Source organism: Variovorax sp. 278MFTsu5.1, assembly GCF_048305045.1.
Taxonomy (GTDB): Bacteria; Pseudomonadota; Gammaproteobacteria; order Burkholderiales; family Burkholderiaceae_C; genus Variovorax; species Variovorax guangxiensis.
Map to the genome: position 1 here is coordinate 158,252 of NZ_CP157622.1, position 25,239 is coordinate 183,490.

General features: G+C 68.6%; 23 protein-coding genes and 1 tRNA gene. 9 read left to right on the forward strand and 15 right to left on the reverse strand.

The genetic code is table 11. The features are described from left to right. Window positions 1-24 precede the first annotated feature (24 nt). The 5 genes from ABL844_RS00650 to ABL844_RS00670 form a co-directional block, all read right to left on the reverse strand. On the reverse strand, window positions 25-1,200 hold the full coding sequence (locus tag ABL844_RS00650) for an ABC transporter substrate-binding protein (protein ID WP_184638979.1): 1,176 nt from the start codon (window positions 1,198-1,200) through the stop codon (window positions 25-27). Continuing rightward, on the reverse strand, window positions 1,197-2,000 hold the full coding sequence (locus ABL844_RS00655; protein WP_184638978.1) for an alpha/beta fold hydrolase: 804 nt from the start codon (window positions 1,998-2,000) through the stop codon (window positions 1,197-1,199). The genes ABL844_RS00650 and ABL844_RS00655 overlap by 4 nt, the downstream gene beginning before the upstream one ends. A 142-nt stretch (window positions 2,001-2,142) precedes the next feature. Then, window positions 2,143-3,690, reverse strand: coding sequence for a benzoate-CoA ligase family protein (locus tag ABL844_RS00660; protein WP_369660147.1), 1,548 nt, complete (start codon window positions 3,688-3,690; stop codon window positions 2,143-2,145). A gap of 41 nt (window positions 3,691-3,731) precedes the next feature. Continuing rightward, entirely contained in the window at window positions 3,732-5,282 is a 1,551-nt protein-coding gene (locus ABL844_RS00665; RefSeq protein WP_418130181.1) for a 3,4-dehydroadipyl-CoA semialdehyde dehydrogenase, read from the reverse strand. Then, a complete protein-coding gene (locus tag ABL844_RS00670; protein WP_418130182.1) occupies window positions 5,279-5,770 on the reverse strand; it encodes a DUF4863 family protein in 492 nt (163 codons plus the stop codon). The genes ABL844_RS00665 and ABL844_RS00670 overlap by 4 nt, the downstream gene beginning before the upstream one ends. Before the next feature lie 163 nt (window positions 5,771-5,933). On the opposite strand from ABL844_RS00670, the gene ABL844_RS00675 reads away from it, so the two are divergent. The 5 genes from ABL844_RS00675 to ABL844_RS00695 all read left to right on the forward strand — a co-directional run bounded on the left by ABL844_RS00675 (window position 5,934) and on the right by ABL844_RS00695 (window position 12,215). Then, window positions 5,934-6,878, forward strand: coding sequence for a helix-turn-helix transcriptional regulator (locus ABL844_RS00675; RefSeq protein WP_184638973.1), 945 nt, complete (start codon window positions 5,934-5,936; stop codon window positions 6,876-6,878). A 150-nt stretch (window positions 6,879-7,028) separates the two neighbouring features. Next, window positions 7,029-8,705, forward strand: a complete 1,677-nt coding sequence (gene boxC / locus ABL844_RS00680; RefSeq protein WP_418130183.1) for a 2,3-epoxybenzoyl-CoA dihydrolase — start codon at window positions 7,029-7,031, stop codon at window positions 8,703-8,705. A gap of 184 nt (window positions 8,706-8,889) precedes the next feature. Further along, the gene (gene boxB / locus ABL844_RS00685) at window positions 8,890-10,317 is read left to right on the forward strand and encodes a benzoyl-CoA 2,3-epoxidase subunit BoxB (RefSeq protein WP_126020605.1); all 1,428 of its coding nucleotides are present in this window, start codon (window positions 8,890-8,892) and stop codon (window positions 10,315-10,317) included. Between the two features lie 130 nt (window positions 10,318-10,447). Next, window positions 10,448-11,734: a benzoyl-CoA 2,3-epoxidase subunit BoxA gene (gene boxA, locus ABL844_RS00690; protein ID WP_418130184.1), complete on the forward strand. Its 1,287-nt coding sequence runs from the start codon at window positions 10,448-10,450 to the stop codon at window positions 11,732-11,734. 10 nt (window positions 11,735-11,744) lie between these two features. Beyond that, the gene (locus ABL844_RS00695) at window positions 11,745-12,215 is read left to right on the forward strand and encodes a MaoC family dehydratase (protein ID WP_418130185.1); all 471 of its coding nucleotides are present in this window, start codon (window positions 11,745-11,747) and stop codon (window positions 12,213-12,215) included. A gap of 55 nt (window positions 12,216-12,270) precedes the next feature. Here the strand turns inward: ABL844_RS00695 and ABL844_RS00700 are convergent, their stop codons facing one another. The 3 genes from ABL844_RS00700 to ABL844_RS00710 form a co-directional block, all read right to left on the reverse strand. Next, window positions 12,271-12,726, reverse strand: a complete 456-nt coding sequence (locus ABL844_RS00700) for an adhesin (protein ID WP_184638963.1) — start codon at window positions 12,724-12,726, stop codon at window positions 12,271-12,273. Window positions 12,727-12,913: 187 nt separating this feature from the next. Then, window positions 12,914-13,948, reverse strand: a complete 1,035-nt coding sequence (locus ABL844_RS00705; protein WP_418130186.1) for an alpha/beta hydrolase family protein — start codon at window positions 13,946-13,948, stop codon at window positions 12,914-12,916. A 94-nt stretch (window positions 13,949-14,042) separates the two neighbouring features. Then, entirely contained in the window at window positions 14,043-15,197 is a 1,155-nt protein-coding gene (locus ABL844_RS00710) for a helix-turn-helix domain-containing protein (protein WP_418130187.1), read from the reverse strand. A gap of 96 nt (window positions 15,198-15,293) precedes the next feature. Between ABL844_RS00710 and ABL844_RS00715 the strand changes: the two genes are divergently transcribed. The 3 genes from ABL844_RS00715 (at window position 15,294) to ABL844_RS00725 (ending at window position 16,809) form a co-directional block, all read left to right on the forward strand. Further along, entirely contained in the window at window positions 15,294-15,755 is a 462-nt protein-coding gene (locus tag ABL844_RS00715; protein ID WP_369660139.1) for an RrF2 family transcriptional regulator, read from the forward strand. Beyond that, window positions 15,745-16,650: an NAD(P)/FAD-dependent oxidoreductase gene (locus ABL844_RS00720; RefSeq protein ID WP_418130188.1), complete on the forward strand. Its 906-nt coding sequence runs from the start codon at window positions 15,745-15,747 to the stop codon at window positions 16,648-16,650. Before ABL844_RS00715 ends, ABL844_RS00720 begins: the two co-directional genes overlap by 11 nt. Window positions 16,651-16,733: 83 nt before the next feature. After that, window positions 16,734-16,809 (forward strand) — tRNA-Gly (locus ABL844_RS00725). Between the two features lie 51 nt (window positions 16,810-16,860). Here ABL844_RS00725 and fahA read toward each other — a convergent pair. From fahA to ABL844_RS00760, 7 genes are read right to left on the reverse strand one after another with little or no spacing between them, the layout of a single operon-like run. Then, on the reverse strand, window positions 16,861-18,186 hold the full coding sequence (gene fahA / locus ABL844_RS00730; RefSeq protein WP_418130189.1) for a fumarylacetoacetase: 1,326 nt from the start codon (window positions 18,184-18,186) through the stop codon (window positions 16,861-16,863). A 10-nt stretch (window positions 18,187-18,196) separates the two neighbouring features. Further along, window positions 18,197-19,003, reverse strand: a complete 807-nt coding sequence (locus ABL844_RS00735) for a cyclase family protein (RefSeq protein WP_418130190.1) — start codon at window positions 19,001-19,003, stop codon at window positions 18,197-18,199. Between the two features lie 44 nt (window positions 19,004-19,047). Then, window positions 19,048-19,830, reverse strand: a complete 783-nt coding sequence (locus ABL844_RS00740; RefSeq protein WP_418130191.1) for an ABC transporter permease — start codon at window positions 19,828-19,830, stop codon at window positions 19,048-19,050. Next, window positions 19,827-20,597: an ABC transporter permease gene (locus ABL844_RS00745; RefSeq protein ID WP_418130192.1), complete on the reverse strand. Its 771-nt coding sequence runs from the start codon at window positions 20,595-20,597 to the stop codon at window positions 19,827-19,829. Before ABL844_RS00745 ends, ABL844_RS00740 begins: the two co-directional genes overlap by 4 nt. After that, window positions 20,590-21,447 carry an ABC transporter ATP-binding protein gene (locus ABL844_RS00750; protein ID WP_418130193.1) on the reverse strand — a complete coding sequence of 286 codons (858 nt, stop codon included), beginning with the start codon at window positions 21,445-21,447 and terminating at the stop codon, window positions 20,590-20,592. The genes ABL844_RS00745 and ABL844_RS00750 overlap by 8 nt, the downstream gene beginning before the upstream one ends. Next, complete coding sequence (locus tag ABL844_RS00755) at window positions 21,444-22,388, reverse strand: ABC transporter substrate-binding protein (protein ID WP_418130194.1); 945 nt, start codon at window positions 22,386-22,388, stop codon at window positions 21,444-21,446. The genes ABL844_RS00750 and ABL844_RS00755 overlap by 4 nt, the downstream gene beginning before the upstream one ends. Next, complete coding sequence (locus ABL844_RS00760; protein ID WP_418130195.1) at window positions 22,385-23,137, reverse strand: TetR family transcriptional regulator; 753 nt, start codon at window positions 23,135-23,137, stop codon at window positions 22,385-22,387. The genes ABL844_RS00755 and ABL844_RS00760 overlap by 4 nt, the downstream gene beginning before the upstream one ends. A gap of 101 nt (window positions 23,138-23,238) precedes the next feature. Between ABL844_RS00760 and ABL844_RS00765 the strand changes: the two genes are divergently transcribed. Continuing rightward, a complete protein-coding gene (locus ABL844_RS00765; RefSeq protein ID WP_418130196.1) occupies window positions 23,239-25,233 on the forward strand; it encodes an acetoacetate--CoA ligase in 1,995 nt (664 codons plus the stop codon). Window positions 25,234-25,239: the final 6 nt, after the last annotated feature.

A 25,239-nucleotide genomic window follows, 5' to 3' on the forward strand; every position in this document is an offset into this window, starting at 1 on the left:
CGAAGTGCGCGAAGCCTGGGGTGTTTACATCCTGCAGCCGCGGGCCGGATCGGCGAGGCCCTTGATGGCCGTGCTCACCAGCTTGTTCTCCTTGCCCTCCACCTTGCGCAGGTAGATGTCCTGCACCGGGTTGTGCGACTTGCTCACGGTGAACGCGCCGCGCGGGCTGTCGATCTTGGCCTTCTCGACGGCGGCCGCGAACTCGGCCTTCTTCGAGATGTCGCCCTTGGTGGCGTTCAGGCCCACGCCCAGCATCTGGGCGGCGTCGTAGCCCTGCACGGCGTACACGTCGGGCTGCAGCTTGAACGACTTGGCATACGCCACGCGGAAGGCGTTGTCGCGAGCGGTGTTCAGGCCGTCGGCGTAGTGCAGCGTGGTCAGCATGCCCTGGGCCGAGTCGCCCTGCGCGTCGAGCGTGCCGTCGGTCAGGAAGCCGGGGCCGTACAGCGGGATGGTCTTGTTCAGGCCGGCGGCCTGGTAGTCCTTGACGAACTTCACCGCGCCGCCGCCCGCGAAGAAGGCGTACACCGCATCGGGCTTGGCGGCCGCGATCTCGGTCAGCAGCGCCTGGAACTCCACGTTGGGGAAGGGCAGGGTGAGCTGCTTGTCGACCTTGCCGCCGTTCTTCTCGAAGCCTTCCTTGAAGCCGTTGACCGACTCGTCGCCCGCGGCGTACTTCCAGGTGATGGTCATCGCCTTCTTCTTGCCCTGCTGCTTGGCCGCCACCTCGCCCATGGCGTAGGCCGGCTGCCAGTTGCTGAACGAGCTGCGGAAGATGTTGGGCGCGCACATCGGGCCCGTCACTGCGTCGGCGCCGGCATTGGGCACGATCAGCACGGTGCCGCTTTCCTTGGCGGCCTTGGCCATGGCCATGGCCACGCCGGAGTGCACGGTGCCGACGATCACGTCGACGTTGTCGCGCTTGATGAGCTTGTTGACGTTGTCGGTGGCCTTGGCCGGGTCGGACTCGTCGTCGACCTTGAAGTATTCGATCTCGCGGCCGGCGAGCTTGCCGCCCTGCTCGTCGACGTACAGCTTGAAGCCGTTCTCGATGGCCACGCCCAGGGCGGTGTAGGTGCCGCTGTAGGGCAGCATCAGGCCGACCTTGAGCTTGCCCGTGCCCTGGGCGCCGGCGGCCGCCGCCAGCGAGGCGAGGGCGATGGCCGTGAAGGCGAGGCGGGCGGTGCTGCGAATGGTCATGGTGTCTCTCTCCGATTTCTGGTGATGAAGGAAGTGGCCGCGACGATGACACGATCCGGCTGATCGCGATGCGGGGAATGCCCGCATTGAGGGATTTCCAGCAGCTCGCATCCATCCACGCGCGCGGCGATGCCGCGGATCTGCGCGAGGGTGCCGTACTCGTCGTCGATGCCCTGCACGGCGAGCACGGGGCAGCGGATGGTGTCGAGTTCGCTCTCGATGTTCCAGTCGCGGAATGGCGGGTGCAGCCAGATGCGGTTCCAGCCCCAGAAGGCGGAGTCGGCGCTGTCGTGGTAGCGGCCCAGCTTCTGCGGCAGGTCGGTGCCGAGGTAGGCGGTGCGCGCGTTCTCGATGTTCGCCACCGTCACGTCCTCCACGAAGATGTGCGGCGCCAGCACGACGAGGCCCGCCACCTTGTCGGGAAAGCGCGAGGCATGCAGCAGCGAGATCGAGCCGCCGTCGCTGTGGCCGAAGAGCCAGGGTTTCTGGTCGCCGAGGCCGAGCGCGGCGAAGAGGGCGGGCAACACCTCGTGCGCCTGGCGGTGCATGAAGTCGACGTCCCAGATCTCGTCGTCCGCGCGCGGCGTGGAGCGGCCGTAGCCGGGGCGCGAGAACACGAGGCCGCGCACGCCGGCGGCTTCGCACAGCCGCGCGGGAAAGTCTTTCCACATCGCGACCGAGCCCAGGCCCTCGTGCAGGAACACGACGAGCGGCGCAGCGGTGCGCTCGGGCGCGATCGACTGGCATTCGATGCGCACCTCGCGGTTGCGCCAGGTGATGGTGGCGAAGTCGGTGCTCATGGTTTTTGCTCCTTCCCCCTTTGGGGGAAGGTCGGGATGGGGGCAAGCGGCGCTCGCAAAGGCTGTGCCTGCATGGAGGCCGATACCCCCACCCCGGCCCTCCCCCAGCGGGGGAGGGAGAAAGAGGAAGACGGCGCGTGCATCACGCCTGCTTTTCCTTCTCGCGCAGCCGGAAGCGCTGGATCTTCCCCGTCGCCGTCTTGGGCAGCTCGCCCACGAATTCGAGAAAACGCGGGTACTTGTAGGGCGCCAGGCGTTCCTTGACGAAGGCCTTGAGCTCGTCCTCGGTGGCCGCGCTCCCGTCCTTCAGCACCACGAAGGCCTTGGTCTTGGTCAGGCCGTCGGCGTCTTCCTTGCCGATCACCGCCGCCTCGAGCACGGCCGGGTGCTGCATCAGCGTGGCCTCGACCTCGAAGGGCGAGACGTAGATGCCGCTGACCTTGAGCATGTCGTCGCTGCGCCCGGCGTAGGTGAAATAGCCGTCGGCGTCGCGGGTGTACTTGTCGCCGCTCTTGGTCCAGCCGCCCTGGAAGGTCTCGCGCGACTTCTCGCGGTTGGCCCAGTACATCAGCGCCGAACTCGGGCCGCGGATGTAGAGGTCGCCTACCTCGCCGTCGGGCACGGGGCGGCCGTCCTCGCCGCGCAGCTCGACCTCGTAGCCTTCCACCGGCCGGCCGGTGGTGCCGTAGCGCACGTCGCCTGGGCGGTTGGAGATGAAGATGTGCAGCATCTCGGTCGAGCCGATGCCGTCGATGATCTCGCAGCCGAAGTGCTGCTTGAAGCGCTGCGCGATCTCGCCCGGCAGCGCCTCGCCGGCCGAGGAGCACATGCGCAGCGCCACCGCTTCGCGCGCGGGCAGCCTGGGCGAGGCGAGCATGCCCGCGAAGCCCGTGGGCGCGCCGAAGAACACGGTCGGTTTGTGTTCCACCCAGCGGCGGAAGGTGGCGTCGGGCGTGGGGCGCTCGGCCATCAGCACCACGGTGGCGCCCACCGAGAGCGGAAAGGTCAGCGCGTTGCCCAGGCCGTAGGCGAAGTACATCTTGGCGGCCGAGAAGCAGACGTCGTCCTCGGTCAGGCCGAGCACCGGCTTGCCGTAGAGCTCGGCCGTCCACCACAGGTTGGCGTGCGTGTGGACCGTGCCCTTCGGCTTGCCGGTGGAGCCGGAGGAATACAGCCAGAAGCCCGGGTCGTCCGAAGCCGTGGTCACCGGCGCCGCGAGCGGTTCGACGGCGGCGAGCGCGGCGTCGAATTCCTGCGCGCCTTCGGGCAGCGCGCCGGCGGGCTGCGACACGAAGAGCGCGCGCACCTCGTGCCCGCCGCGCGACATCGCCTCCTGCAGCGTGGGCAGCAGCGCGCCCGACACCAGTACCGCCTGCGCACGGCTATGGTCGAGCATGTAGGCGTAGTCGTCGGGCGTGAGCAGGGTGTTGACCGCCACCGGCACCGCGCCGGCATAGAGGCTGCCGAGGAAGCTCACGGGCCAGTCGTTGCCGTCGAGCATGAGCAGCAGCACGCGCTCTTCGCGCCGGATGCCGGCGGCCTGCAGCGCGGCGGCCAGGCGGCGCGAGCGCTCCTCGAGCTGGCCGTAGCTCAGCGTGCCGCGGTCGTCGATGTAGGCGGGGCGCGCGGCGCGTTCGCGGTTGAGGTCGAACAGGTGTCCGGCGAAGTTGAATCGTGGGGGCGGGGTCATGGTCTTGTCTCCTTCGGCCGTGTTCTTTTCCGTGTTCTCTTCTAGAGGCCGAGCGCGGCGATCACGCCGGGGCTCGACTGCACCGCGGCGCGGCGGTGATAGAAGTCGAGCGCGCGCAGTCCGCCCAGTTCGGCGCCGCCGCCCGCGCGGCCGGGGCCGCCGTGCAGCGACATCGGCATCACGTTGCCGTGGCCGGTGTGGGCCTGCGCCACTTCGGGGCTGACGACGTGCACGCGGCCGTGGCTCGGGGCCACCGCGAGCGCGGCCTGCGCCAGTGCCGCGTCGTCGCTTCCATATATGGAGGTGACGAGCGAGCCCTGGCCGCGATGCGCCAGTGCGATGCCGTGCGCGAGGTCGCGGTAGGGCAGCAGCGTGGCGACGGGGCCGAACACTTCCACGTCGTGCACCTGCTGCGCTGCGTCGGCGTCGCGCGCGCCCAGCAGCACGGGGCCGATGCAGGCGGCAATGGCCGGGTCGGCGTCGACCAGGGGCTTGTCGCGGCCGTCGTGCAGCACGGTGGCCTGCGCGGACAGCGCAGCCAGTCCTTCACGCACCGAATCCAGCTGCGCGCGGCTCACCAGCGAACCCATGCGCACGCTCTCGTTGCGCGGATTGCCGACGGTGATGCCCGCGAGCTTGGCGCCGATGGCTTCGGCCGCCGCGTCATAGAGCTCCGCAGGCACCAGGATGCGGCGGATGGCAGTGCACTTCTGGCCCGACTTCACCGTCATCTCGCGCACCACTTCGCGCACCAGCAGGTTGAAGGCGTCGCTGCCGGGTGCGGCGCCGGGCAGCAGCAGGGCGCTGTTGAGGCTGTCGGCCTCGATGTTCACGCGCACCGAACGCTGGGCCACGGCCGGGTGCGAGCGGATCACCGCCGCCGTCTCGGCCGAGCCGGTGAAGGAAGCCACGTCGAAGGGCTGCAGCGCGTCCATCAGGCCGGCCGAGCTGCCGCACACGATGGAAAGCGCGCCGGCCGGCAGCACGCCCGCGTCGACCACGTCCTTCACCATGCGCTGCGTGAGCCAGGCGGTGGCCGTGGCGGGCTTCACGATCACCGGCACGCCGGAGAGCAGCGCGGGCGCCGCCTTCTCCCACAGGCCCCAGGAGGGGAAGTTGAATGCGTTGATGAACAGCGCCACGCCCTGCGTCGGCACCTGCAGGTGCTGCGACTGGAACACCGGCTCCTTGCCGAGCTTCACCGCGTCGCCGTCGCGCAGCGCGCGCACGTCGCCGAGCGCATCGCCCCACTTGGCGTACTGGCCGAGCGTGAAGATCGCACCGTCGATGTCCACGGCCGAGTCGTTCTTCACCGTGCCGGAGTTGGCGGTGGCGATCTCGTAATACGCGTCGCGGTTGGCCTGCAGCACCTTCACGATGGCCGCGAGAAGCCCCGCGCGCTGGCGGTAGGTGAGGGCGCGCAACGCGCTGCCGCCCTGTTCGCGTGCGAAGGCGAAGGCGGCCGGCAGGTCCAGGCCGGTGGCGTCGACGCGCGCGAGCTCGGTGCCCAGCACCGGGTCGAACAGGGGCGTGCCGGCCCCCGATCCGCTTTGCCAGCGGCCGGAGACGTAGTTGGGAAGAAGCTCGGTCATTGGGTGAACCTGATCTGCCCCTCGGGCAGGAGATATAAAACGAGCGCGCGGCCGCTGGCCACGGTCGGGCGATGCGCGGTGCCGGGGCCGTAGACGCACCAGCCCGCGGGCCGGCCGTCGAAGGTGGCGGCGGCGCCGTCGAGCGGCATGATCAGGTCGATCTCACCGTTGGGATGCGTGTGGTGCGGGCCGGCGATGTCCTGCATGTCGACCACGTCGACCGAGAAGCGGTGCAGGACGTCTTCGGCCTTGAAGACGCGGCCGTACCTGATGCCGCCGCCTTCGCGCTCGCAGAGCCAGCCTTCGGCGACGCCGCCGATGCAGGCCTGGCGCAGCTGCTCGAAGCTGGCGCTGCCGGCGCCGTGGTGGGTGTTGAGCCACCGGTCGAGCTCGCCGTCGAGCGGTTTGCCGGCGATCTGGGCGGTCAGGCCGGCGATCAGCTGGTGAAATGCTTCCTTGCCGGTGGCGGGAGTGCTGCTGTCGGACATCGTGGGGCCTCGAACTTTGGAACTACCTTGCAGGATCACTGAGTGTGCAGTATCTTGCGTGTGGCCGAACAATAAGCATCGAGACAATGAGTGTCAAGCAATATAGTGCATCTATGGTGTTTACCCTGAGCGCGCACAATCCCGGCGAAGAACGAGGAATTGCATGAACGAGCATGTAGACGCGGCGCTGGCCGCCGCGCCTGAAAGCGGCAACGGCGCGCCGGGCCAGGCCGTCGCCGGGGAGGCGAAGAATCCGCTGCTGTCGGCGCTGGGCGACCGCGTGCGCAACCTGCGCGCGCAGCGCGGGCTCACGCGCAAGGCGGTGGCTGTCGCGGCCGACGTGTCGGAGCGCCATCTGGCCAATCTCGAATACGGCATCGGCAACGCGTCGATCCTGGTGTTGCAGCAGGTGGCCGGCGCGCTGCACTGCTCGCTGGCCGAGCTGGTGGGCGACGTCACCACCAGCTCGCCAGAGTGGCTGCTCATCCGCGAACTGCTCGAGAACCGCAGCGAGGCCGACCTGCGCCGCGTGCGCGTGGCCATCGGCGAGCTGCTGGGCACCGCCTCGGTCGACCCGGCGCGGCACCGGCGCATCGCGCTCGTGGGCCTGCGCGGCGCGGGCAAGTCGACGCTGGGGCAGATGCTGGCGGAAGACCTGGAAATCCCGTTCATCGAGCTCAGCCGCGAGATCGAAAAGCTCGCCGGCTGCAGCGTGCGCGAGATCCACGACCTGTACGGCACCAACGCCTACCGCCGCTACGAGCGCCGCGCGCTCGAAGAAGCGGTGCAGATCTACAGCGAGGTGGTGATCGCCACGCCCGGCGGCATCGTCTCCGACCCGGCCACCTTCAACGAGCTGCTCGCGCACTGCACCACCGTGTGGCTGCAGGCCGCGCCCGAGGAGCACATGGGCCGCGTGGCCGCGCAGGGCGACACCCGCCCGATGGCCGCCAGCAAGGAAGCGATGGAAGACCTGCGCCGCATCCTGAACGGCCGCGCCGCCTTCTATTCGAAGGCCGACCTGTCGGTGGACACCAGCGGCAAGACGCTCCCGCAGAGCTTCCAGGCCCTGCGTGCGGCCGTCCGCCAGTCCATGGGACTGGTCTAGGCGCCTTCCGGACTCCTGAAATCTGAAAAAAAGTGCAGCAGGCATTGACTTGCCTGTGTGCATGCAGCATGATGCATGTCATCGGAGCAAGAAAGTGCATTATCTTTCCTGTTCACGGTTTCCGAACACTGCCCCACAGGAGACTTCCGCATGACCGACACCACCACGCTCCAGGCGCCCCAGCGCGTCGACTACCGCACCGAACCCGGCCAGTACCGCCACTGGTCGATGAGTTTCGACGGCGCCATCGCGCGCCTCGTGCTCGACATCGCGGAAGACGGAGGCATCCGCCCCGGCTACAAGCTCAAGCTCAACAGCTACGACCTGGGCGTGGACGTGGAGCTGAACGACGCCCTCAACCGCGTGCGCTTCGAGCACCCCGAGGTGCGCAGCGTGATCGTCACCAGCGGCAAGGACCGCATCTTCTGCTCCGGCGCCAACATCTTCATGCTGGGCGTTTCCAGCCACGCCTGGAAGGTGAACTTCTGCAAGTTCACCAACGAGACGCGCAACGGCATCGAAGACTCCTCGAAGCACTCGGGCCTGAAGTTCCTGGCGGCCGTCAACGGCGCCTGCGCGGGCGGCGGCTACGAGCTGGCGCTGGCCTGCGACGAGATCCTGCTGGTGGACGACCGCTCTTCCGCCGTCTCGCTGCCCGAAGTGCCGCTGCTGGGCGTGCTGCCCGGCACCGGCGGCCTGACCCGCGTGACCGACAAGCGCCACGTGCGCCATGACCTCGCCGACATCTTCTGCACCAGCGTCGAAGGCGTGCGCGGCCAGCGCGCGGTCGACTGGCGCCTGGTCGACGCCGTCGCCAAGCCCGCGCAGTTCGCCGCCGCCGTGCAGGAGCGCGCTTCGCAGCTCGCCGCCGGCAGCGACCGCCCGGCCAACGGCAAGGGCGTGGCGCTGACCCGCCTGGAGCGCACCGACAGCGCCGACGGCATCTCGTACGCGAACGTCGACGTGCGGATCGACCGCAGCAAGCGCACCGCCACCATCACAGTGAAGGCGCCCACCGGCGCGCAGCCGTCGGACATCGCCGCCATCGAGGCAGCCGGCGCCGCATGGTGGCCGCTGGCGATGTGCCGCGAACTCGACGACGCCATCCTGAACCTGCGCACCAACGAGCTCGACATCGGCACCTGGCTGCTCAAGACCGAGGGCGACGCTGCCGCCGTGCTCGCGTCGGACGCCGTGATGCTCGCCAACAAGGACCATTGGCTGGTGCGCGAGACCATCGGCGCGCTGCGCCGCACGCTGGCGCGCCTGGACGTGTCCTCGCGCAGCCTGTTCGCGCTGATCGAAGCCGGCTCCTGCTTTGCCGGCACGCTGGCCGAACTGGCCTTCGCGGCCGACCGCGCCTACATGCTCGCGCTGCCCGACGACGCCGAGCGCGCGCCCAAGCTCACGCTCGACGAATTCAACTTCGGCTTCTTCCCCATGGTGAACGACCAGAGCCGCCTGCAGCGCCGCTTCTATGAAGAGGCCGCGCCGCTGGAAGCCGCCCGCGCCGCCGCCGGCAAGGCGCTCGATGCCGACGAGGCCCTGAAGCTGGGCCTGGTGACCGCCGCGCCCGACGACATCGACTGGGACGACGAGATCCGCATCGCCATCGAGGAACGCGCCGCGATGTCGCCCGACTCGCTCACCGGCCTGGAAGCCAACCTGCGCTTCGCGAGCAAGGAGAACATGGTCACCCGCATCTTCGGCCGCCTCTCGGCCTGGCAGAACTGGATCTTCAACCGCCCCAACGCCGTGGGCGAGAAGGGCGCGCTGAAGGTCTACGGCACCGGCCAGAAAGCCGGCTTCGATTTGAACCGGGTCTGAGGCAAATACAGGACCACAGGAAGAGACAAGAACAGCCGAACGCAGAAGGAAGACAAAAGCTACGCAGAAGCCGCAGAAGAAGAATCACGAGAACCTTCCCTGGTTTTTCTTCTGCGGCTTCTGCGAAACCTTCGCGACTTCTGCGTTCGGTCCCGAGTTTGTGTGTATTCGGAAGGAACCCCCCATGAGCACGATCAACTACAGCGAGAAGATCCCCAACAACGTCAACCTCGGCGAAGACCGCACGCTGCAGCGTGCGCTCGAAGGCTGGCAGCCGAACTTCATCAACTGGTGGGACGACGTGGGCCCCGAGGGCTCCACCAACCACGAGGTGTACCTGCGTACGGCGGTGAGCGTCGATCCGCAGGGCTGGGCCCAGTTCGGCCACGTGAAGATGCGCGACTACCGCTGGGGCATCTTCCTGAACCCGGGCGACGCCAACCGCGAGATCCACTTCGGCGACCACAAGGGCGAGAAGGCCTGGCAGGACGTGCCCGGCGAGCACCGCGCCAACCTGCGCCGCATCATCGTGACGCAGGGCGACACCGAGCCCGCGTCGGTGGAGCAGCAGCGCCACCTGGGCCTCACCGCGCCCAGCATGTACGACCTGCGCAACCTGTTCCAGATCAACGTGGAAGAGGGCCGCCACCTGTGGGCCATGGTCTACCTGCTGCACAAGCACTTCGGCCGCGATGGCCGCGAGGAAGCCGAGGCGCTGCTGCAGCGCACCTCGGGCGACGAGAACAACCCGCGCATCCTGGGCGCCTTCAACGAGCGCACGCCCGACTGGCTCGCGTTCTTCATGTTCACGTACTTCACCGACCGCGACGGCAAGTTCCAGCTGTCGGCGCTGGCCGAGAGCGCCTTCGACCCGCTGGCGCGCACCACGAAGTTCATGCTGACCGAGGAAGCGCACCACATGTTCGTGGGCGAGAGCGGCGTGTCGCGCGTCATCGCACGCACCGCGCAGGTCATGAACGAGCTGAAGACCGACGACCCGCAGAAGGTGCGCGCGGCCGGCTGCATCGACCTGGGCACCATCCAGCGCTACCTGAACTTCCACTACAGCGTGACCATCGACCTGTTCGGCGCCGACCAGTCGAGCAACGCCGCCATCTTCTACAGCTCGGGCCTGAAGGGCCGCTACGAAGAAGGCAAGCGCACCGACGACCACGTGCTCAAGGGCCAGACCTACAAGGTGCTCGAGGTGAAGGACGGCCAGCTCGTCGAGAAGGAAGTGCCGATGCTCAACGCGCTGAACGAAGTGCTGCGCGACGACTTCATCAAGGACTCGGTGGCCGGCGTGGGCCGCTGGAACAAGGTGCTGGAAAAAGCAGGCATCCCGACTCGCCTGGTGGTGCCGCACAAGGCGTTCAACCGCCAGATCGGCGCGCTCGCCGGCATCAAGATGTCGCCCGAGGGCCGCGTGGTGAACGACGTGGAATGGGCCGCCAAGCGCGACGAGTGGTTGCCCAGTGCCGAAGACTTCGCTTTCGTGGCATCGTTGATGGGCCGCGTGGTGGAGCCGGGCAAGTTCGCCGGCTGGATCTCGCCGCCGGTGATGGGCATCAACCGCCAGCCGGTGGATTTCGAGTACGTGCGGTTCGGTTGATTTGCAATGGGGTATGACTCCCTCTCCCCTTGGGGAGAGGGCGGGGGTGAGGTTGGCAGCGTCCCCACGACAAGCTGCTGCCCCCTCACCCTGACCCTCTCCCCAAGGGGCGAGGGAAAGGAGAAAGAACATGGACATGGCCGTCGAAGCCGGAGTCATCAAGCAGCACCTGATCGACCCCGAGATCTGCATCCGCTGCAACACCTGCGAGGCCACCTGCCCGGTCAACGCGATCACGCACGACGACAACAACTACGTCGTGCGCGCCGACGTCTGCAATGGCTGCATGGCCTGCATCTCGCCGTGCCCCACGGGCTCGATCGACAACTGGCGCACCATGCCGCTGGTGCGCGCGTACTCCATCGAGGAGCAGTTCACCTGGGAATCGCTGCCCGCCGAACTCTCGCCCGAGGAGCTCGAAGCGGCCGGCGTGTCGGCGGGCGCGGAAGCCGCGCCTCCCGCCCAGACGCAGGCACAAGCGCAAACCCAGGCCGCGGTCGAAACGCTCGAGCCGGCCTTCAACTCCGCGCAGTACGGCGCCACCGTGCCGCCCTGGTCGGCCGCGCACGCCTACACCAACCTCTTTCCGCCGAAGACGCCGACCACCGCCACCGTGGTGGGCAACTACAACTGCACCGAGGCTGGCTTCGACAGCGAGACGCACCACATCGTGCTCGACTTCGGCGCGCTGCCGTTCCCGGTGCTCGAGGGCCAGTCGATTGGCATCGTGCCGCCCGGCACCGACGCCATGGGCAAGCGCCACCATGCGCGCCAGTACTCGGTGGCCAGCCCGCGCAACGGCGAGCGGCCCGGCTACAACAACGTCTCGCTCACCGTGAAACGCGTCACCGAAGACCACGACGGCACGCCCGTGCGCGGCGTGTGCTCCAACTACGTGTGCGACCTGAGGGTGGGCGACACGGTGCAGGTGGTGGGGCCCTTCGGCTCCTCGTTCCTGATGCCGAACCATCCGAAGTCGCACATCGTGATGATCTGCACCGGCACCGGCAGCGCCCCGATGCGCGCCATGACCGAGTGGCGCCGCCGCCTGCGCAAGAGCGGCAAGTTCGAAGGCGGCAAGCTGATGCTGTTCTTCGGCGCGCGCACGCAGCAGGAGCTGCCGTACTTCGGCCCTCTGCAGTCGCTGCCCAAGGACTTCATCGACATCAACTTCGCGTTCTCGCGCACGCCGGGGCAACCCAAGCGCTACGTGCAGGACCTGATGCGCGAGCGCGCCGCCGACCTGGCCGCGCTGTTGAAGGACGGGGCCAGCCACTTCTACGTGTGCGGCCTGAAAAGCATGGAAGAGGGCGTCGTGCTCGCGCTGCGCGACGTGGCGAAGGAAGCCGGGCTCGACTGGGACACGGTGGGCGCGGCGCTCAAGCGCGAAGGCCGCCTGCATCTCGAGACCTACTGAGCCGCGGCGGATGAAGTTCGCCGACTTCCACGCGGGCCAGGTCATCGAGGCCGGGCCCTATGTGCTCACAGAGGCCGAGCTTCTGCAGTTCGCGCGGGCCTACGACCCGCAGTGGTTCCACACCGATGCGCAAGCGGCGGCCGACAGCCCCTTCGGCGGGCTCATCGCAAGCGGCTGGCATACCTGCTCCATCGCGATGCGGCTGGTGGTGGAGGCGGCGTTGGCCGGTTCCGAATCTTTCGCATCGCCGGGGCTGGAGCATGTGCGCTGGCCCAACCCGGTCCGACCGGGAGACGCGCTGCGGCTGGTGGCCGACGTGATCGAGGTGCGCCGTTCAGAGAAGCGACCGACGTTGGGCATCCTGCGCTGGCGCTGGCGGCTCTTCAACCAGCGCGAGCTGATGGTGCTCGATGCGGAGGTCACGAGCCTGTTCAAGCTCAAGCCGGCCGACCAGGCGACGGAATCAGGCGACAGAACGTGAAAAGGCCCGCGGCGCTCCGGCGCCGCGGGCCTTTGTCATCGGGCTGCTGCCGTCGTTACTTCTTGATGTCGACAGCGCCCGAACCCTGGGCCTTGCCGTGAGCCTTCGCGCCTACGGCAGGTGCCTTCACCGCGCCGCCGGCCGAGCCGACAGCCCCTGTCGCGCCTTCGAGCGTACCGCCCACGGTGTTGGTCACGCCGCCCACGGCATTCGTTGCTCCGCCCACCGCGTTCGTGGCGCCGCCCAGAACGCCGCCGACTGCATTGCCAGCCGCGCCCGTGGCACCGCTCGCCGCGCCGCCGGCATTGGTGTTCGCGCCGGCACCGGCGTTGGCGCCGGTTGCCGCACCCGCACCGCCGCGTGTGCCCGCAGTGGAGCCCGAGGCATTCACGTCGGCATTGACCCCTACGCCCACCCCGACGCCTTGCGCCTGGGCGACGCCGCCGATGGCCAGCATGCCTGCGAGCAGGGTGCCGAGGACGATGCGCTTGTGTTGATGCTGTTGCTTCATGGGTGACTGTTCCTTTCGTTGCATGGTCACGGTTTCATGGACCGATCGGGTTCGATCGATCCGGGTGCAACCATGGCTGTGCCGCGATCTGTCGCCATGTGCGCCGCTTTCGCCCGCTCGCGTGGGAATCGGCCGTCGGCGAAATCGGGGGCTCGTGCGTTAGGCCCCCGGATCGACGTTCGGCCCATCAAGGCAACAGATGCTTACGGAAGAAAGCCGTTGTCTTCGTGTTCACATCCGGCAACACGTTCTGGCGGTCGAAGCCCGGTGGGTCGTCGAGCATGTCGCCGATCAGCCCGCTCAGCTCCGGCGGGGGTGGCGAGAGCAGCGCGCCGTGGCCGCCGGTGGGCATGTCGGCGATCAGCTCGCAGCGCGGCAGGCAGGCCGCGAGCACGCGGTCGCTGTGAAAGCGCGGGATCAGCCAGCGGTCCTGCCGGGCGGTGATGAGGCCCAGCGGCACGCGCGGATCGGCCAGCGAGGCCATGTCGAAATCGGCCGAGGAAGGCACGCCCGCCACGATGGCCGCGATTCGTGGATCGGTGTGCTCGCGCGGCGCGACGTCGTCGCCGAAGCGGTGGCGGATGACGAAGAGCGCCGCCCATTTCCTGACGCCGTCGAGCGGGCCACCGGTCAGCCGCGTGATGAGGCCGACGCAGGACTGGAAGTCGTCCACCAGGTTCGCCTCGCAATGCCGCGCGAAGGCGGCCGGCGACCAGCGCCCGCCGGCCAGGCTCAGGGCCGTGTGGCCGCCCGCCGACATGCCGTACATCCCGACCTTGTCGAGCCGCAGCATCGGCGCGAAGCGCGGGTCGCGTGCCACCGCGTCGATGGCGCGCGAAACCTCGGCTGGGCGCATCGTCCAGCTGGCGGGGCCGGGGTCACTGTCGTCCTTGTAGTTGTCGGCCTTGTGCTCGGGCATGGCGACCACGAAGCCGGCCTCGACCAGGCTGCGCGCGATGTCCGCATGCACCCACGGCGCACCGCCCGAGCCGTGAGAGACGATCACCAGCCGGCCATTGCCGGGCACTGGCGCGCCTTGCACGGCCAAGTCGAGCGTGAAGCGGGCGCGCTGGGTCGGTCGGGCTGCGCCGGCCGAGGGATAGAACACCGTGACCGGGCCGTCGCCGGGCGCGGCGGGAAGCTCCGCCATGCCCATCGAGGCCCGCGTCCAGCCGCAGAAAAACGCCAGAAACAGGAAGAAGAGAGAAGAAGAACGTCGCATCGTTGGTTCCTTGCCTTTGGAAGCCCACACGATGCCGGGGTGCTGCTGCCCGGTCTTGCCGAAAGCCGCGAGCGCCAGTTTTCGGCCAGAGATTTCAGGATTCGGCCAGCTTCTTCCTGCGGAATTCGGTGGGCGTGAGGCCCGTGGCGGCCTTGAAGGCGCGGTTGAACGGGCCGATGGACTGGAAGCCCGCGGTCAGAGCGATGGTCAGCACCGGCAGCTCGCGTTTCGACGGATCGGCCAGCGCCGCCATCGCCTCGGCCAGCCGGAAGCCGTTGACGTAGGCGTTGAAATTCCGATGGCCCAGCCGCTGGTTGATGAGGCGGCGCAAGCGGTACTCGGGCACCGAGAGCCGGGCGGCAAGGGCGGCGATGCTCAGGTCTTCGCTGCGGTAGGCGTGCTCGACCGCCATGGCGTGGTGGAGGGAATCGGCGAGGCGGTCTTCGGCGGGGTCGGAGGCTGGCCCGGGTTCCGGTTCAGGGGGCGGGGGATCGGCCGGTGCTTCGACGGGAGGTTGCGGTGCCGGCAGTGGGGGCAGCGGGATCGTGGCCGGCGCCTGCGCCGCCGGAAAGAGCTCAGACCCCGCCAGCCGGACCATCCGCCACGCCACCACCGCCACGATCAGCAGCAGCATCGCCACGTCGGCCGTGGCGGAAGGGCCCGAGAGCTGTCCGCGCGGCGAGGCCAGCCGCACGGCCAGCATCCCGAGGCTGTAGCCGACGCCCGCTGCCACGATGAACACGCGCAGCCGGCGCCGGCCTTCCACCAGGTCCGCGCGCCATTGCGAAGCCGCCGCCATCGCGGCCAGCACCGCGAACAACAGCGGCACGGCGCGCTGGATACCCATGATGACCGGCGCGAGCACCGAGGCGCTGCCCGCGACGATCGCGCAGTTGAGCGCCGCCAGCGCCGCCACGGCCAGCCATGAGGCGACGTGCACCGGCCGCAGGGCGAAGTCGTCGTCGAACAGCGCCCGGACGAACACCCAGAACAGCACCGCGTTGCCGACGGAGACCGCGACGAAGGGCGCCTGCCATGTGCGCGGCACGGAGGCTTCGAACATCGGCGTGGAGCCGACGACCTGGATGCACAACCCCAGCGCGAGCAACACGCCCGCGCGCGCCGCCGGCAGGCGAGGGCGGTCGCGGCCGAGGATCAGCGCGAGCACGAGCAGCAGGGCCAGCAGCACGCCGCGCAGGGCGGCGTCGAGCAGGGCGGCGTCGAGCAGGGTGATCGGGGCGGGTGTCATGGCAGGGGGCAGTGCAGCCGGGCCGATTCTCGCCGCCCGGGGCGATGCAAGACCCTTTCGCTCGTCATGGCAAACACACGCAACTCATAATGTTGCATGAAACGCGACAGCAAGCTCTCCGCCGTCCTCCACGTGCTGCTGCACATGGCCGAGATGAAGACGCCCGTCACCTCCGAGTCGCTCGCGGTTGCGATGCAGACCAACCCGGTGGTCGTGCGCCGACTCATGGCCGGCCTGCGGCAGGCGGGGTTCGTGAGTTCGGCCAAGGGCCATGGCGGCGGGTGGATGCTGTCGTGCACCTTGTCGGCGGTGACGCTGGGCGACGTCCACAACGCGGTGGGCGCGCCCGCGCTGCTGGCCATGGGCAACCGCACCGAGAGCCCGGGGTGCATCGTCGAGCAGGCGGTGAACGCGGCGCTCGACGGCGTCTGCGACGAGGCCGAGGCGCTGCTGCTCAGGCGCTTCAACAGCATCACGCTGGCCGATCTTTCCAGGGACTTCCATCGCCGCATGACGGGCGGCGGCTTCACATCGAAGGACATCGAACATGCGTCATGACGCTCTGATCGTGGGCGGCAGCTTTGCCGGCCTTTCCGCTGCGATGCAGCTTGCACGGGCGCGGCGCAAGGTCTGCGTCGTCGACACCGGCGCGCCGCGCAACCGCTTCGCGGCCGCGTCGCACGGCTTCTTCGGGCAGGACGGCGTGCCGCCCCTGAAGATGATTGCGGATGCGCGCGAGAAGCTGCTTGCGTATCCCAGCGTCGAGTTCGTCGAGGCGGCCGTGGTGGATGCGGGTGCCGAGGAGGCAGGTGGATTCACCGTATCGCTGAGCAACGGCGAGCACCGCTCGGCCGGCAAGCTGCTGCTGGCCTATGGCGTGCAGGACGGCCTGCCGGAGATTTCCGGCATCGGCGAACGCTGGGGCTCGAGCGTGCTGCACTGTCCCTATTGCCACGGCTACGAGTTCAGCGAGCGCCAGCTGGGCGTGCTCTATCACCACGGCGCGCAGCCGCCGGACCATGCGCTGCTGATCGCCGAATGGGGCCCGACCACGCTCTTCCTGCATGGCGGCGAAGGGCCCGATGCCGAGGCGCGCGCGAAGCTGCAGGCGCGTGGCGTGATCATCGAACCCGGGCGCATCGCCGGCCTTGAAGGCGAGGGGCAAGAATTGACCGGTGTGCGCATCGGTGACGGCAGGCTGGTGCCCATCGAGGCGCTCTACGTGGCGCCGCGCACGCGGCCCGCGAGTCCGCTGGCCGAGCGGCTGGGCTGCGCCTTCGACGACGGCCCGCTCGGCAAGGTGCTGCGCGTCGACGCGATGAAGATGACGACCGTGCCCGGCGTCTACGGCGCGGGCGATCTGGCGATGATGTTCTCCAACGCCACGATGGCATCGGCGGACGGGCTGATGGCGGGCGTGTCGATGCACCGCTCGATGGTGTTCGACGCCTGAAAGTGCCTCGCCAAGAGGAAAAAGAACTTTTTTCCGGAATCCGGAAGAATCCGCCAAAGATCGCTATATAATCTGAGGCTCACGCGGGAATAGCTCAGTTGGTAGAGCGCAACCTTGCCAAGGTTGAGGTCGAGAGTTCGAGACTCTTTTCCCGCTCCAAATTGCAAAAAGGCCACCTCATCAGGTGGCCTTTTTCTTTGGCGCTTCAGTTCAGCCTTTTGCCGCCAGCACCGTCCCCCGGCTCTCCCCGAACCCGATGCGCGCATGCCCCGGCTTCTCGCACCAGCCGCGCAGCAGTACCGCGTCGCCGTCTTCGAGAAAGCCGCGCTGTTCGCCATTGGCGAGCGTCACGGGGCTCTGCGCTGCGCGCGTCAGCTCGATGATCGCGCCGGCCTCGCCTTCGCCGGGGCCGGAGATCGTGCCGCTGCCGAAGAGGTCGCCCGGGTTCAGGCTGCAGCCGCCCATGGTGTGGTGCGCCACCATCTGTGCGACGGTCCAGTACTGATGCCTGAAGCTGGTGGAGGACAGGCGCGATGGCCCGGTCTTCTCGCGGCGTGCCTTCTCGCTTTCGAGCCAGACCTCCAGCCGGATGTCGAGCGCGCCGCTCTCGCGGTTCGACGCATGCTCCAGGTAGGCCAGCGGCTGGGGCTCGTTCGACGGGCGGGTCCATGCCTGGCGGTAGGGCGCGAGCGCTTCCATCGTCACGATCCACGGCGAGATGGTGGTGGCGAAGTTCTTCGCCAGGAAGGGCCCGAGCGGTGCCATTTCCCAGAACTGGATGTCGCGCGCCGACCAGTCGTTCAGCAGGCAGATGCCGAAGATGTGTTCGTCCGCATGTTCGAGCGCAATCGCGTCGCCCTGAGCATTGCCTTTGCCGATCCACACGCCGAGTTCCAGTTCGTAGTCGAGCCGCGCGCATGCCTGATATGTGGGCGCTTTCGCGCCGGGCGCCATCGCCTGCCCCATCGGCCGATGAAAGCGCTGGCCGCTCACGCCGATGGTCGACACGCGCCCGTGGTAGGCGATCGGAATCCAGCGGAAGTTGGGCGTCACGTCGCCGTCCGGGTTCATCAGGCGGGTGATGTTCAGCGCATGGTCGATCGAGGTGTAGAAGTCGGTGTAGTCGCCGATGCGCGCGGGCACGGTGTATTCGGCTTCGGCCTGCGGCACGAGGCATTCGCGCACGGCCTGCACCGCGGCGACGGGCGCGTCGTTCTTCAGCAGGTCGAAGAGGGCGTGGCGCAGCGCCTTCCATGCGGTATTGCCGAGCGCGAAGAAGTCGTTGAGCGCTGGCAGCGCGGCCGCCTTCGCCGCGTCGAGCGCGAGGCCGTCGAGTTGCTGCTTGGTGACGAGCACGGCCAGGTCCAGCACCTGGTCGCCGATCGCGACGCCGCCGCGAAATGCCTCCGCGCTGCCGGCACGGCGGAACACCGCATGCGGCAGGTTCTGGATCGGAAAGTCGCTGTCCGTCGCATTGGCCGATTCGACCCAGCTGCGCGCGTGAACGTCGTGCGTGTGGTTGAGTGCAATGCTCATGAGCCGTGCCTCATGCCGACGCCATCAGCGCGTCGTCGAAGATGGCGACCGCGCGCGTCCATCCGGCCGAAGCGCCGCGGATCTTGTGCGGAAAGCAGCTGATGTAGAAGCCCGTGGGCGGCAGCACCTCCAGATTGTGCAGCTTCTCGATGTGGCAGTAGCCGATGTCGCGGCCGGCCTTATGGCCTTCCCAGATCAGCGAGGCGTCCTGCGTCTCGCCGTACTTCTTCGCGGTGTGCACGAAGGGTGCGTCCCAGCTCCATGCGTCGGTGCCCGTGAGGCGAACGCCGCGCTCCAGCAGGTACATCGTCGCCTCGTAGCCCATGCCGGCGCCGGCCGACACGTAGTCGGGGTGGCCGTAGCGCGAGCCCGCGCGGGTGTTGACCACCACGATCTCCAGCGGGCTCAGCGTGTGGCCGATGCGCTTGAGCTCGGCCTCGACGTCGGCGGCCGTCACTACATAGCCGTCGGCGAAGTGGCGGAAGTCGAGCTTCACGCCGGGCTGGAAGCACCACTCGAGCGGCACGTCGTGGATCGCGATGGCGGGCTTCTTCTCGCCCAGCGCCTTGTCCATGGTCGAGTGGAAGTGATAGGGCGCGTCGAGGTGCGTGCCGTTGTGCGTCGACAGCTGCACCAGCTCCACGGCCCAGCCTTCGCCGTCGGGCAGGTCTTCCTTTTTCAGGCCGGGAAAGAAGGGCTCGATCTGCTCGTAGGTCTGCTCGTGCGTGAAGTACTGGATCTTCGGCGCGAAGGCCGGTGGGTCGGAGAGCACATCGTTCTCGAGAAAGATCGAGAGATCGACGAATTTGCGTGGCATGGGAACTCCTTGTGGGGTGTACGTGTTGGAAGAAGACGAAGGAATCAGGGGCGCTGCCAGCGCAGCAGGCGCTGTTCCGCGAAGGCCAGCAGCGCATTGCTCACGAAGCCGATGAGGCCGAGCAGCACGATGCCGGCGAACAGGTCGCTTGCGCGGAAGGCGCGCGCGGCCAGCAGGATGGCCTGGCCCAGGCCGCTTTGCGAGGCGATCATCTCGCCCACCACCGCGACGATCAGCGCGATGGTCAGCGCCAACCGCATGCCGGCCAGGATGTCGGGCATCGCGTTGGGAAGGCCCATCTTCCAGATGTACGCCGCGCGCGACATCTGCAGGCAGCGCGCCACTTCCGCGAGGCGTGGCTCCACGGCCGCGAAGCCGTGCACCGTGGCCAGCAGCACCGGCCACATCGCGCCGAAAGCCACCACGAAGAGCACCATGCCGGGGTTCAGCCCGAAGATGGAGATGGCCAGCGGCAGCAGCGCGGAGGCGGGCAGGGGGCGGATGAACTCGAGCGTCGGCTGCACCCATGCGCGCACCTGGGGCGACACGCCGATGGCCACGCCCAGCAGCACGCCGAAGAGCGAGGCGAGCAGCCAGCCTTCGATCATCCGGCCCACCGTGGCGCGCGTGAAGCCGAGCAGCTCGCCGCCATCGCCGCTTCCCGAGAGATTCAGTCCTTCGAGCAGGCTCGCGAAGGTGGCCTGCGGCGTCGGCAGGAACACGCGGCTCACCCAGCCGGCATTGCTCGCGACCCACCACAGCGCGACCAGTGCCAGCAGCACGCCCAGTGAGCCGAACCTGTACAGGCCGATGCGGTTGTCGTTCATGACGGCACTCCCATGCGCCGCGACACCGCGCGCTGCAGCATCAGCATGCCTGCGTTGACCGCGAAGCCCACGACGCCGATCCAGCCCAGCCAGGCGAGCATCAGCGCGGGGTCGAAGCTCTGCTGCGCGATCATCATCGCGTAGCCCATGCCGTTGGGGTTGGCCGCGATCTCCACCGTCACGGCCACCACCAGCGCCACCGCCACACCCAGCCGCAGCGCGACGAAAAGGCGCGGCACGATGGCCGGCAGCACGATCTTGAACGCGCGCTCGCGCGCCGAAAGCCCCAGCACGCGGCTGACCTCGAGCAGCCGCGGATCGACCTGCTGCACCGCCGCCTGCACCAGCACCAGCAGCGGCCAGAAGGTGGCGAAGGCGACGATGGCCAGTTCCATGCGCACGCCGAAGCCGAAGCCCAGCATCGCGAGCGGAATCAGGGCGACGGATGGCACGGGCCGCAGCACTTCGATGGAGACGGAGCCCAACTGCGCCGCGCGGCGCGAGAGCCCGAGCGCCACGCCCAGCGCGATGCCGAGCACCGCGCCCAGCAGCAGCCCGAGCGCGGCAGTGCCCAGCGTGAAGCCGGTGGCGGTCCAGAGCGAGCCGTCCATGGCCGCACCCACGAAAGCCTTTGCCGCTGCGCTGGGCGGCGCGAGCGCGTCGCTGCCGAGAGCGGCCGCGCGCCGCGCGTACCACTCGAAGGCGCCGATCAGCACGACGGGAAACACCCACGGCCGCAGCCAACGGAAGAGGCGGCCGTCAGTCATGGCCCTGCTCGATGAAGGCGAAGAGTTCGCGGCGCAGGTGCAGGTATTCCGGATGCTCCTTGGTCGAGAGCTGGTCGCGCGGGCGCGGGATCTTCACGTCGATCATCCGCGCGAGGCTGGGCCGGCCCGGCCCTGGGTTGGCCTGCAGCGCGATCACTCGGTCGCCGAGGTAGATGGCCTCTTCGAGATCGTGCGTGACGAAGAGGACGGTGAGCCCGTCCTCGCGCACCAGCCGCGCGAGCTCGTCCTGCAGGCTCTGGCGGGTGAGCGCGTCCAGCGCGCCGAAGGGCTCGTCCATCATCATCAGCTCAGGCTTCTGCGCGAGGCAGCGGGCGATCTGCGCGCGCTGCTGCATGCCGCCCGACAGCTGCACCGGGAACTTGTGCGCATGCTTCGCGAGGCCGACCTTGCCGAGCACGTCGGCGATGCGTGGCGCGCGCTGCGCGGCGGGCACGCCGGCCGCTTCCAGCGCCAGGCTCACGTTGCCTTCGACCGTGCGCCAGGGCAGCAGGGCGCGTCCGTAGTCCTGGAACACGAAGGCCACTTCGCGCGAGGGCTCGGTCATCTTCACGCCGTTGCGCCGCACCTCGCCCGCGCTGGCCGTGACCAGCCCGCTGGCCGCGCGCAGCAGCGTGGTCTTGCCGCAGCCGCTGGGGCCGACGATGCAGACGAACTCGCCGCGCGCCACGTCGAACGAGGTGGGCGAAAGAATCTCGCGCCCGCCGAGGCGGATGGTCACGCCGTCGAATCGCAGGAAGGGCACGGCCTGCGCCGCGGTGCCGGCCGGTGCGTGAAAGGCGCCCGCCTGCAATGCGGCACGCGCGGTGACTGGAGCGGGCGCTGCGATCACTTCGCCACCAGCTTCGCCACGTCGATGTTCGTCTTGAGCATCTCCTGCTCCTTCATCAGCCCGGTCCAGTAGGACAGTTGTTTGTCCGTCACCACGGGGCCGGGCGGCGAGACCTGCACCTTGGCGAGCACGTCGGGCGGCAGCTTGATGTACTTGCCGATGGATGCGCGCACCTTGGCGTCGTTCTTCGGCTGCTGCATGAACGTGGCGGCTTCCACCAGCGCCTCGCGGAAGGCGCGCGCCGCCGCCGGGTTCTTCGCCACCCACTCGCGCTTGGCCGCGTGCACGATGGTCTGGTTGTTCTCGGGCAGGAAGGTCGAGTAGTAGGAGGCCACGTAGCCTGCGCCGCTCTCGGTGATGCGGCTCATGAACGGGTCGGCCGACACCACCGCGTCGACCGAGCCACCGCGCAGCAGGTCGGCATGCTGCGGGAACGCGGCTTCGACGAAGTTGACCTTGCGGTAGTCCACGCCGCTGTCCTTCAGCCATGCGCGGAAGGTCACGTGCAGGAAGGCGCCCAGGCCCGGCACGCCGATCTTCTTGCCCACGCAGTCCTGCGCGCTCTTGATGCCCGAGCCCGCACGCGCCACCAGCCCGAAGCCGGTGATGGTCTTCGAGGTGAGGCCGCCGCCGGCCACCAGCACCAGGTCCAGGCCGCCGTCCACCGCCTGCAGGAACACCGAGGGCGTGGGGCCGCCGATCTGCAGCGAATCGGACTGCAGCGCGGCCGGAATCGTCGAGTTCAGCGGGATGAACTTGAGCTCCACGTCGAGGCCGCGCTTCTTGAAGTAGCCCTCCTCGGCGGCCACGAACACCGATGCGAAGTCGGTCACGGCCGTGTAGCCGAACACGATCTTCGTGGTGGACTGGGCGCGCGAAGGCAGCGCCGCGGCAGCCGACGCTGCGGCGAGCGCCGACAGCAGGGTGCGTCGTTTCATCATGTCTTCTGTCTCCTGGGGGTGGTTTTCTTCTGCGATGGCTTGGCGGCTTTCGGGCGCGGCAGCGCAGCGCGCAGGCCGCCGACGATGAAGTTCACCAGCATGGGAGCCACGGCCGGGTCGGCGCGCGTGTTCTCGCCGCGCGAGAGCCGTTCGATGCGGCTGTCGTTCAGGTGGTGCAGCAGCGCGCCCAGCGCGAACTGGTAGCCCCAGGCGGCCTGGCTGCGCGTGGCGTGCGGCATCGCGAGATGCAGCGCGTCGATGTAGGCCTCGGCCAGCGGATCGAAGTAGGCGCGCAGCACGCGGTCGGCTTCCTCGGTGGCGTGGTAGAGCTCGCGCGCCACCAGCAGTGCGTAGTACTCGCCCTCGGCGCTCGCGCGCAGCGCCAGCACGGGTGCGGTGAAGGCGTCGATGATGCGCGGCAGCGTGCGTGCGTCGTCGGGGTCGATGTCGACCGCGGCCAGGCCGGCCAGCCGCGCCTCGATGGAATGGCCCCAGTGCTCGAAGATCGCGTGGAAGAGCTCGTGCTTCTGCCCGTAGTAGTAGCCCACCAGCGCCAGCGGCACGCCGGCCTCCTCGGCGATCTGGCGGATCGTCACCACGTGGTAGCCGTGCTGCGAAAAAAGCTTCTCCGCCGCCAGCAGGATCGCCTGCTTGCGGTCGGGCCGCGCAGTCTCGATGGCGACTGCGGCCGCGGCCTGTGCCGGGGCGCGCGAGACCTGGCGCTTTGCGGTGGGTGTGCGGGTACTCATCGGGGCCGTATTGAACGCTTGTACAAAAACATTGAACACGCGTACAAACCCTGAGGTCAACCCTCATTGAGCACGGTCGTTCGCGGCGCTACGCTCGTGCAATGCCCGCTCCCAACATCCCCCAGATCCGCCTCTACCAGGACTGGCTGCGCGAGACGCGCGGCCTCGCATTCGACAGCTACGACGCCCTGTGGCGCTGGTCCGTCACCGAGCTCGATGCCTTCTGGCAGAGCATCTGGGACTACGCCCGCATCGAGTCGCCCACACCGCACACGGCGGTGCTCGCCGAATCGCGCATGCCCGGCGCGCGCTGGTTCCCCGGTGCACAGGTCAACTACGCGCGCGAGGTGCTGCGCCACGTCGACGCGGCCCATGCGGCAGGCATGCCCGCCATCGTGAGCGACAACGAACTGGGCCAGGTGCGCGAGATGTCGTGGCCCGAGATGCGCCGCCAGGTCGCATCGGTGGCGCTCACGCTGAAGTCGCTGGGCGTGAAGCGCGGCGACCGCGTCGCGGCCTACATGCCCAATGTGCCCGAGACCATGGTCGCCTTTCTCGCATGCTCCAGCATCGGCGCGATCTGGAGCGTGTGCGCGCCCGACATGGGCACGGCCGCCGTGGCCGACCGCTTCCGCCAGATCGAGCCCAAGGTGCTGATCGCTGTCGACGGCGTGCACTACGGCGGCAAGCCGCTGGACCGCAGCGCCGTGCTGCAGGAGCTGCGCGGCCAGCTGCCCAGCGTGCAGAAGCTGCTGCTGGTGAAGTCGCCCTACGCAGCCAGCACGGTGCCGCACGACGTCGAATGGACGCAGGCCATCGCGCGCGACGACGCCGAGGTCGCCGCCTTCGAGCCCGAGTGGCTGCCCTTCGACCACCCGATCTGGATCGTCTATTCGAGCGGCACCACCGGCCTGCCCAAGCCCATCGTGCACGGGCAGGGCGGCATCATTCTCACCATGCATGCCTGCGGGCTGCACAACGACGTGGGCGCGAGCTACGGCGCCAACAACTTCGGCGAGCGCTACCACTGGTTCAGCTCCACCGGCTGGGTGATGTGGAACTCGCAGCTCTCGGGCATGGCCTTCGGCGCCACCATCTGCATCTACGACGGCAACCCGGCGGGCAGCAAGGAGAAGCCCGACTGGGGCGTGCTGTGGCGCTTCGTGGCGCGCCACAAGGTCACCTTCTTCGGCGCGGGCGCGGCCTACTTCACCAACTGCATGAAGGCCGGGCTCGTCGCGAAGGAGTGCGGCGATCTCTCGCGCGTGCGCGCGCTGGGCAGCACCGGCTCGCCGCTGCCCGAGGAGGTGCAGCGCTGGGGCTCGAGGCAGATCCTCGACGCGGGCTCGAAGGAGGTGTGGTGGTGCAACATCTCCGGCGGCACCGATTTCTGCGGCGCCTTCGTCGGCGGCAGCCGCGACCTGCCCGAAGTGCCCGGACAGATGCAGTGCCGCGAGCTCGGCCATTCGGTCGAGGCCTGGAACGAGCAGGGCCAGCCCGTGATCGGCGAGGTCGGCGAGCTGGTCTGCACCCGGCCCATTCCGTCGATGCCGCTGTACTTCTGGGGCGATGAGGGCAACGCGCGCTACGTGTCGAGCTACTTCGACACCTACCCCGGCGTCTGGCGCCACGGCGACTGGATCAGGATCGGCGAGGACGGCGGCTGCATCATCTACGGCCGCAGCGACGCCACCATCAACCGCCAGGGCCTGCGCATGGGCACCAGCGAGATCTACAGCGCCGTCGAGGGGCTGCCCGAGGTGCTCGACTCGATGGTGGTCGACCTCGAATACCTGGGCCGCGACAGCTACATGCCGCTGTTCGTGGTGCTGCGCCCCGGCGTGGCGCTCGACGACGCCATGCGCGCGAGGATCAACAACGCCATCAAGACATCGCTGTCGCCGCGCTTCGTGCCCAACGACATCTTCCAGGTGGCCGAGATACCGCGCACGCTCTCGGGCAAGAAGCAGGAGCTGCCGATCAAGAAGCTGCTGCTGGGCCAGCCGATAGAAAAGGTTGTCAACCGTGAAGCAATGGCGAACCCCGGCAGCCTCGACTGGTACGTGGCCTTTGCCGCGCAGCGTGCCTCCGCATAATGGGCG

Excerpts from the sequence above, each read along its gene's own strand:
- ABL844_RS00650 (WP_184638979.1), bottom strand. The coding sequence starts at position 1,200 with ATGACCATTCGCAGCACCGCCCGCCTCGCCTTCACGGCCATCGCCCTC.
- ABL844_RS00655 (WP_184638978.1), bottom strand. The coding sequence starts at position 2,000 with ATGAGCACCGACTTCGCCACCATCACCTGGCGCAACCGCGAGGTGCGC.
- ABL844_RS00660 (WP_369660147.1), bottom strand. The coding sequence starts at position 3,690 with ATGACCCCGCCCCCACGATTCAACTTCGCCGGACACCTGTTCGACCTC.
- ABL844_RS00665 (WP_418130181.1), bottom strand. The coding sequence starts at position 5,282 with ATGACCGAGCTTCTTCCCAACTACGTCTCCGGCCGCTGGCAAAGCGGA.
- ABL844_RS00670 (WP_418130182.1), bottom strand. The coding sequence starts at position 5,770 with ATGTCCGACAGCAGCACTCCCGCCACCGGCAAGGAAGCATTTCACCAG.
- ABL844_RS00675 (WP_184638973.1), top strand. The coding sequence starts at position 5,934 with ATGAACGAGCATGTAGACGCGGCGCTGGCCGCCGCGCCTGAAAGCGGC.
- boxC (WP_418130183.1), top strand. The coding sequence starts at position 7,029 with ATGACCGACACCACCACGCTCCAGGCGCCCCAGCGCGTCGACTACCGC.
- boxB (WP_126020605.1), top strand. The coding sequence starts at position 8,890 with ATGAGCACGATCAACTACAGCGAGAAGATCCCCAACAACGTCAACCTC.
- boxA (WP_418130184.1), top strand. The coding sequence starts at position 10,448 with ATGGACATGGCCGTCGAAGCCGGAGTCATCAAGCAGCACCTGATCGAC.
- ABL844_RS00695 (WP_418130185.1), top strand. The coding sequence starts at position 11,745 with ATGAAGTTCGCCGACTTCCACGCGGGCCAGGTCATCGAGGCCGGGCCC.
- ABL844_RS00700 (WP_184638963.1), bottom strand. The coding sequence starts at position 12,726 with ATGAAGCAACAGCATCAACACAAGCGCATCGTCCTCGGCACCCTGCTC.
- ABL844_RS00705 (WP_418130186.1), bottom strand. The coding sequence starts at position 13,948 with ATGCGACGTTCTTCTTCTCTCTTCTTCCTGTTTCTGGCGTTTTTCTGC.
- ABL844_RS00710 (WP_418130187.1), bottom strand. The coding sequence starts at position 15,197 with ATGACACCCGCCCCGATCACCCTGCTCGACGCCGCCCTGCTCGACGCC.
- ABL844_RS00715 (WP_369660139.1), top strand. The coding sequence starts at position 15,294 with ATGAAACGCGACAGCAAGCTCTCCGCCGTCCTCCACGTGCTGCTGCAC.
- ABL844_RS00720 (WP_418130188.1), top strand. The coding sequence starts at position 15,745 with ATGCGTCATGACGCTCTGATCGTGGGCGGCAGCTTTGCCGGCCTTTCC.
- fahA (WP_418130189.1), bottom strand. The coding sequence starts at position 18,186 with ATGAGCATTGCACTCAACCACACGCACGACGTTCACGCGCGCAGCTGG.
- ABL844_RS00735 (WP_418130190.1), bottom strand. The coding sequence starts at position 19,003 with ATGCCACGCAAATTCGTCGATCTCTCGATCTTTCTCGAGAACGATGTG.
- ABL844_RS00740 (WP_418130191.1), bottom strand. The coding sequence starts at position 19,830 with ATGAACGACAACCGCATCGGCCTGTACAGGTTCGGCTCACTGGGCGTG.
- ABL844_RS00745 (WP_418130192.1), bottom strand. The coding sequence starts at position 20,597 with ATGACTGACGGCCGCCTCTTCCGTTGGCTGCGGCCGTGGGTGTTTCCC.
- ABL844_RS00755 (WP_418130194.1), bottom strand. The coding sequence starts at position 22,388 with ATGATGAAACGACGCACCCTGCTGTCGGCGCTCGCCGCAGCGTCGGCT.
- ABL844_RS00760 (WP_418130195.1), bottom strand. The coding sequence starts at position 23,137 with ATGAGTACCCGCACACCCACCGCAAAGCGCCAGGTCTCGCGCGCCCCG.
- ABL844_RS00765 (WP_418130196.1), top strand. The coding sequence starts at position 23,239 with ATGCCCGCTCCCAACATCCCCCAGATCCGCCTCTACCAGGACTGGCTG.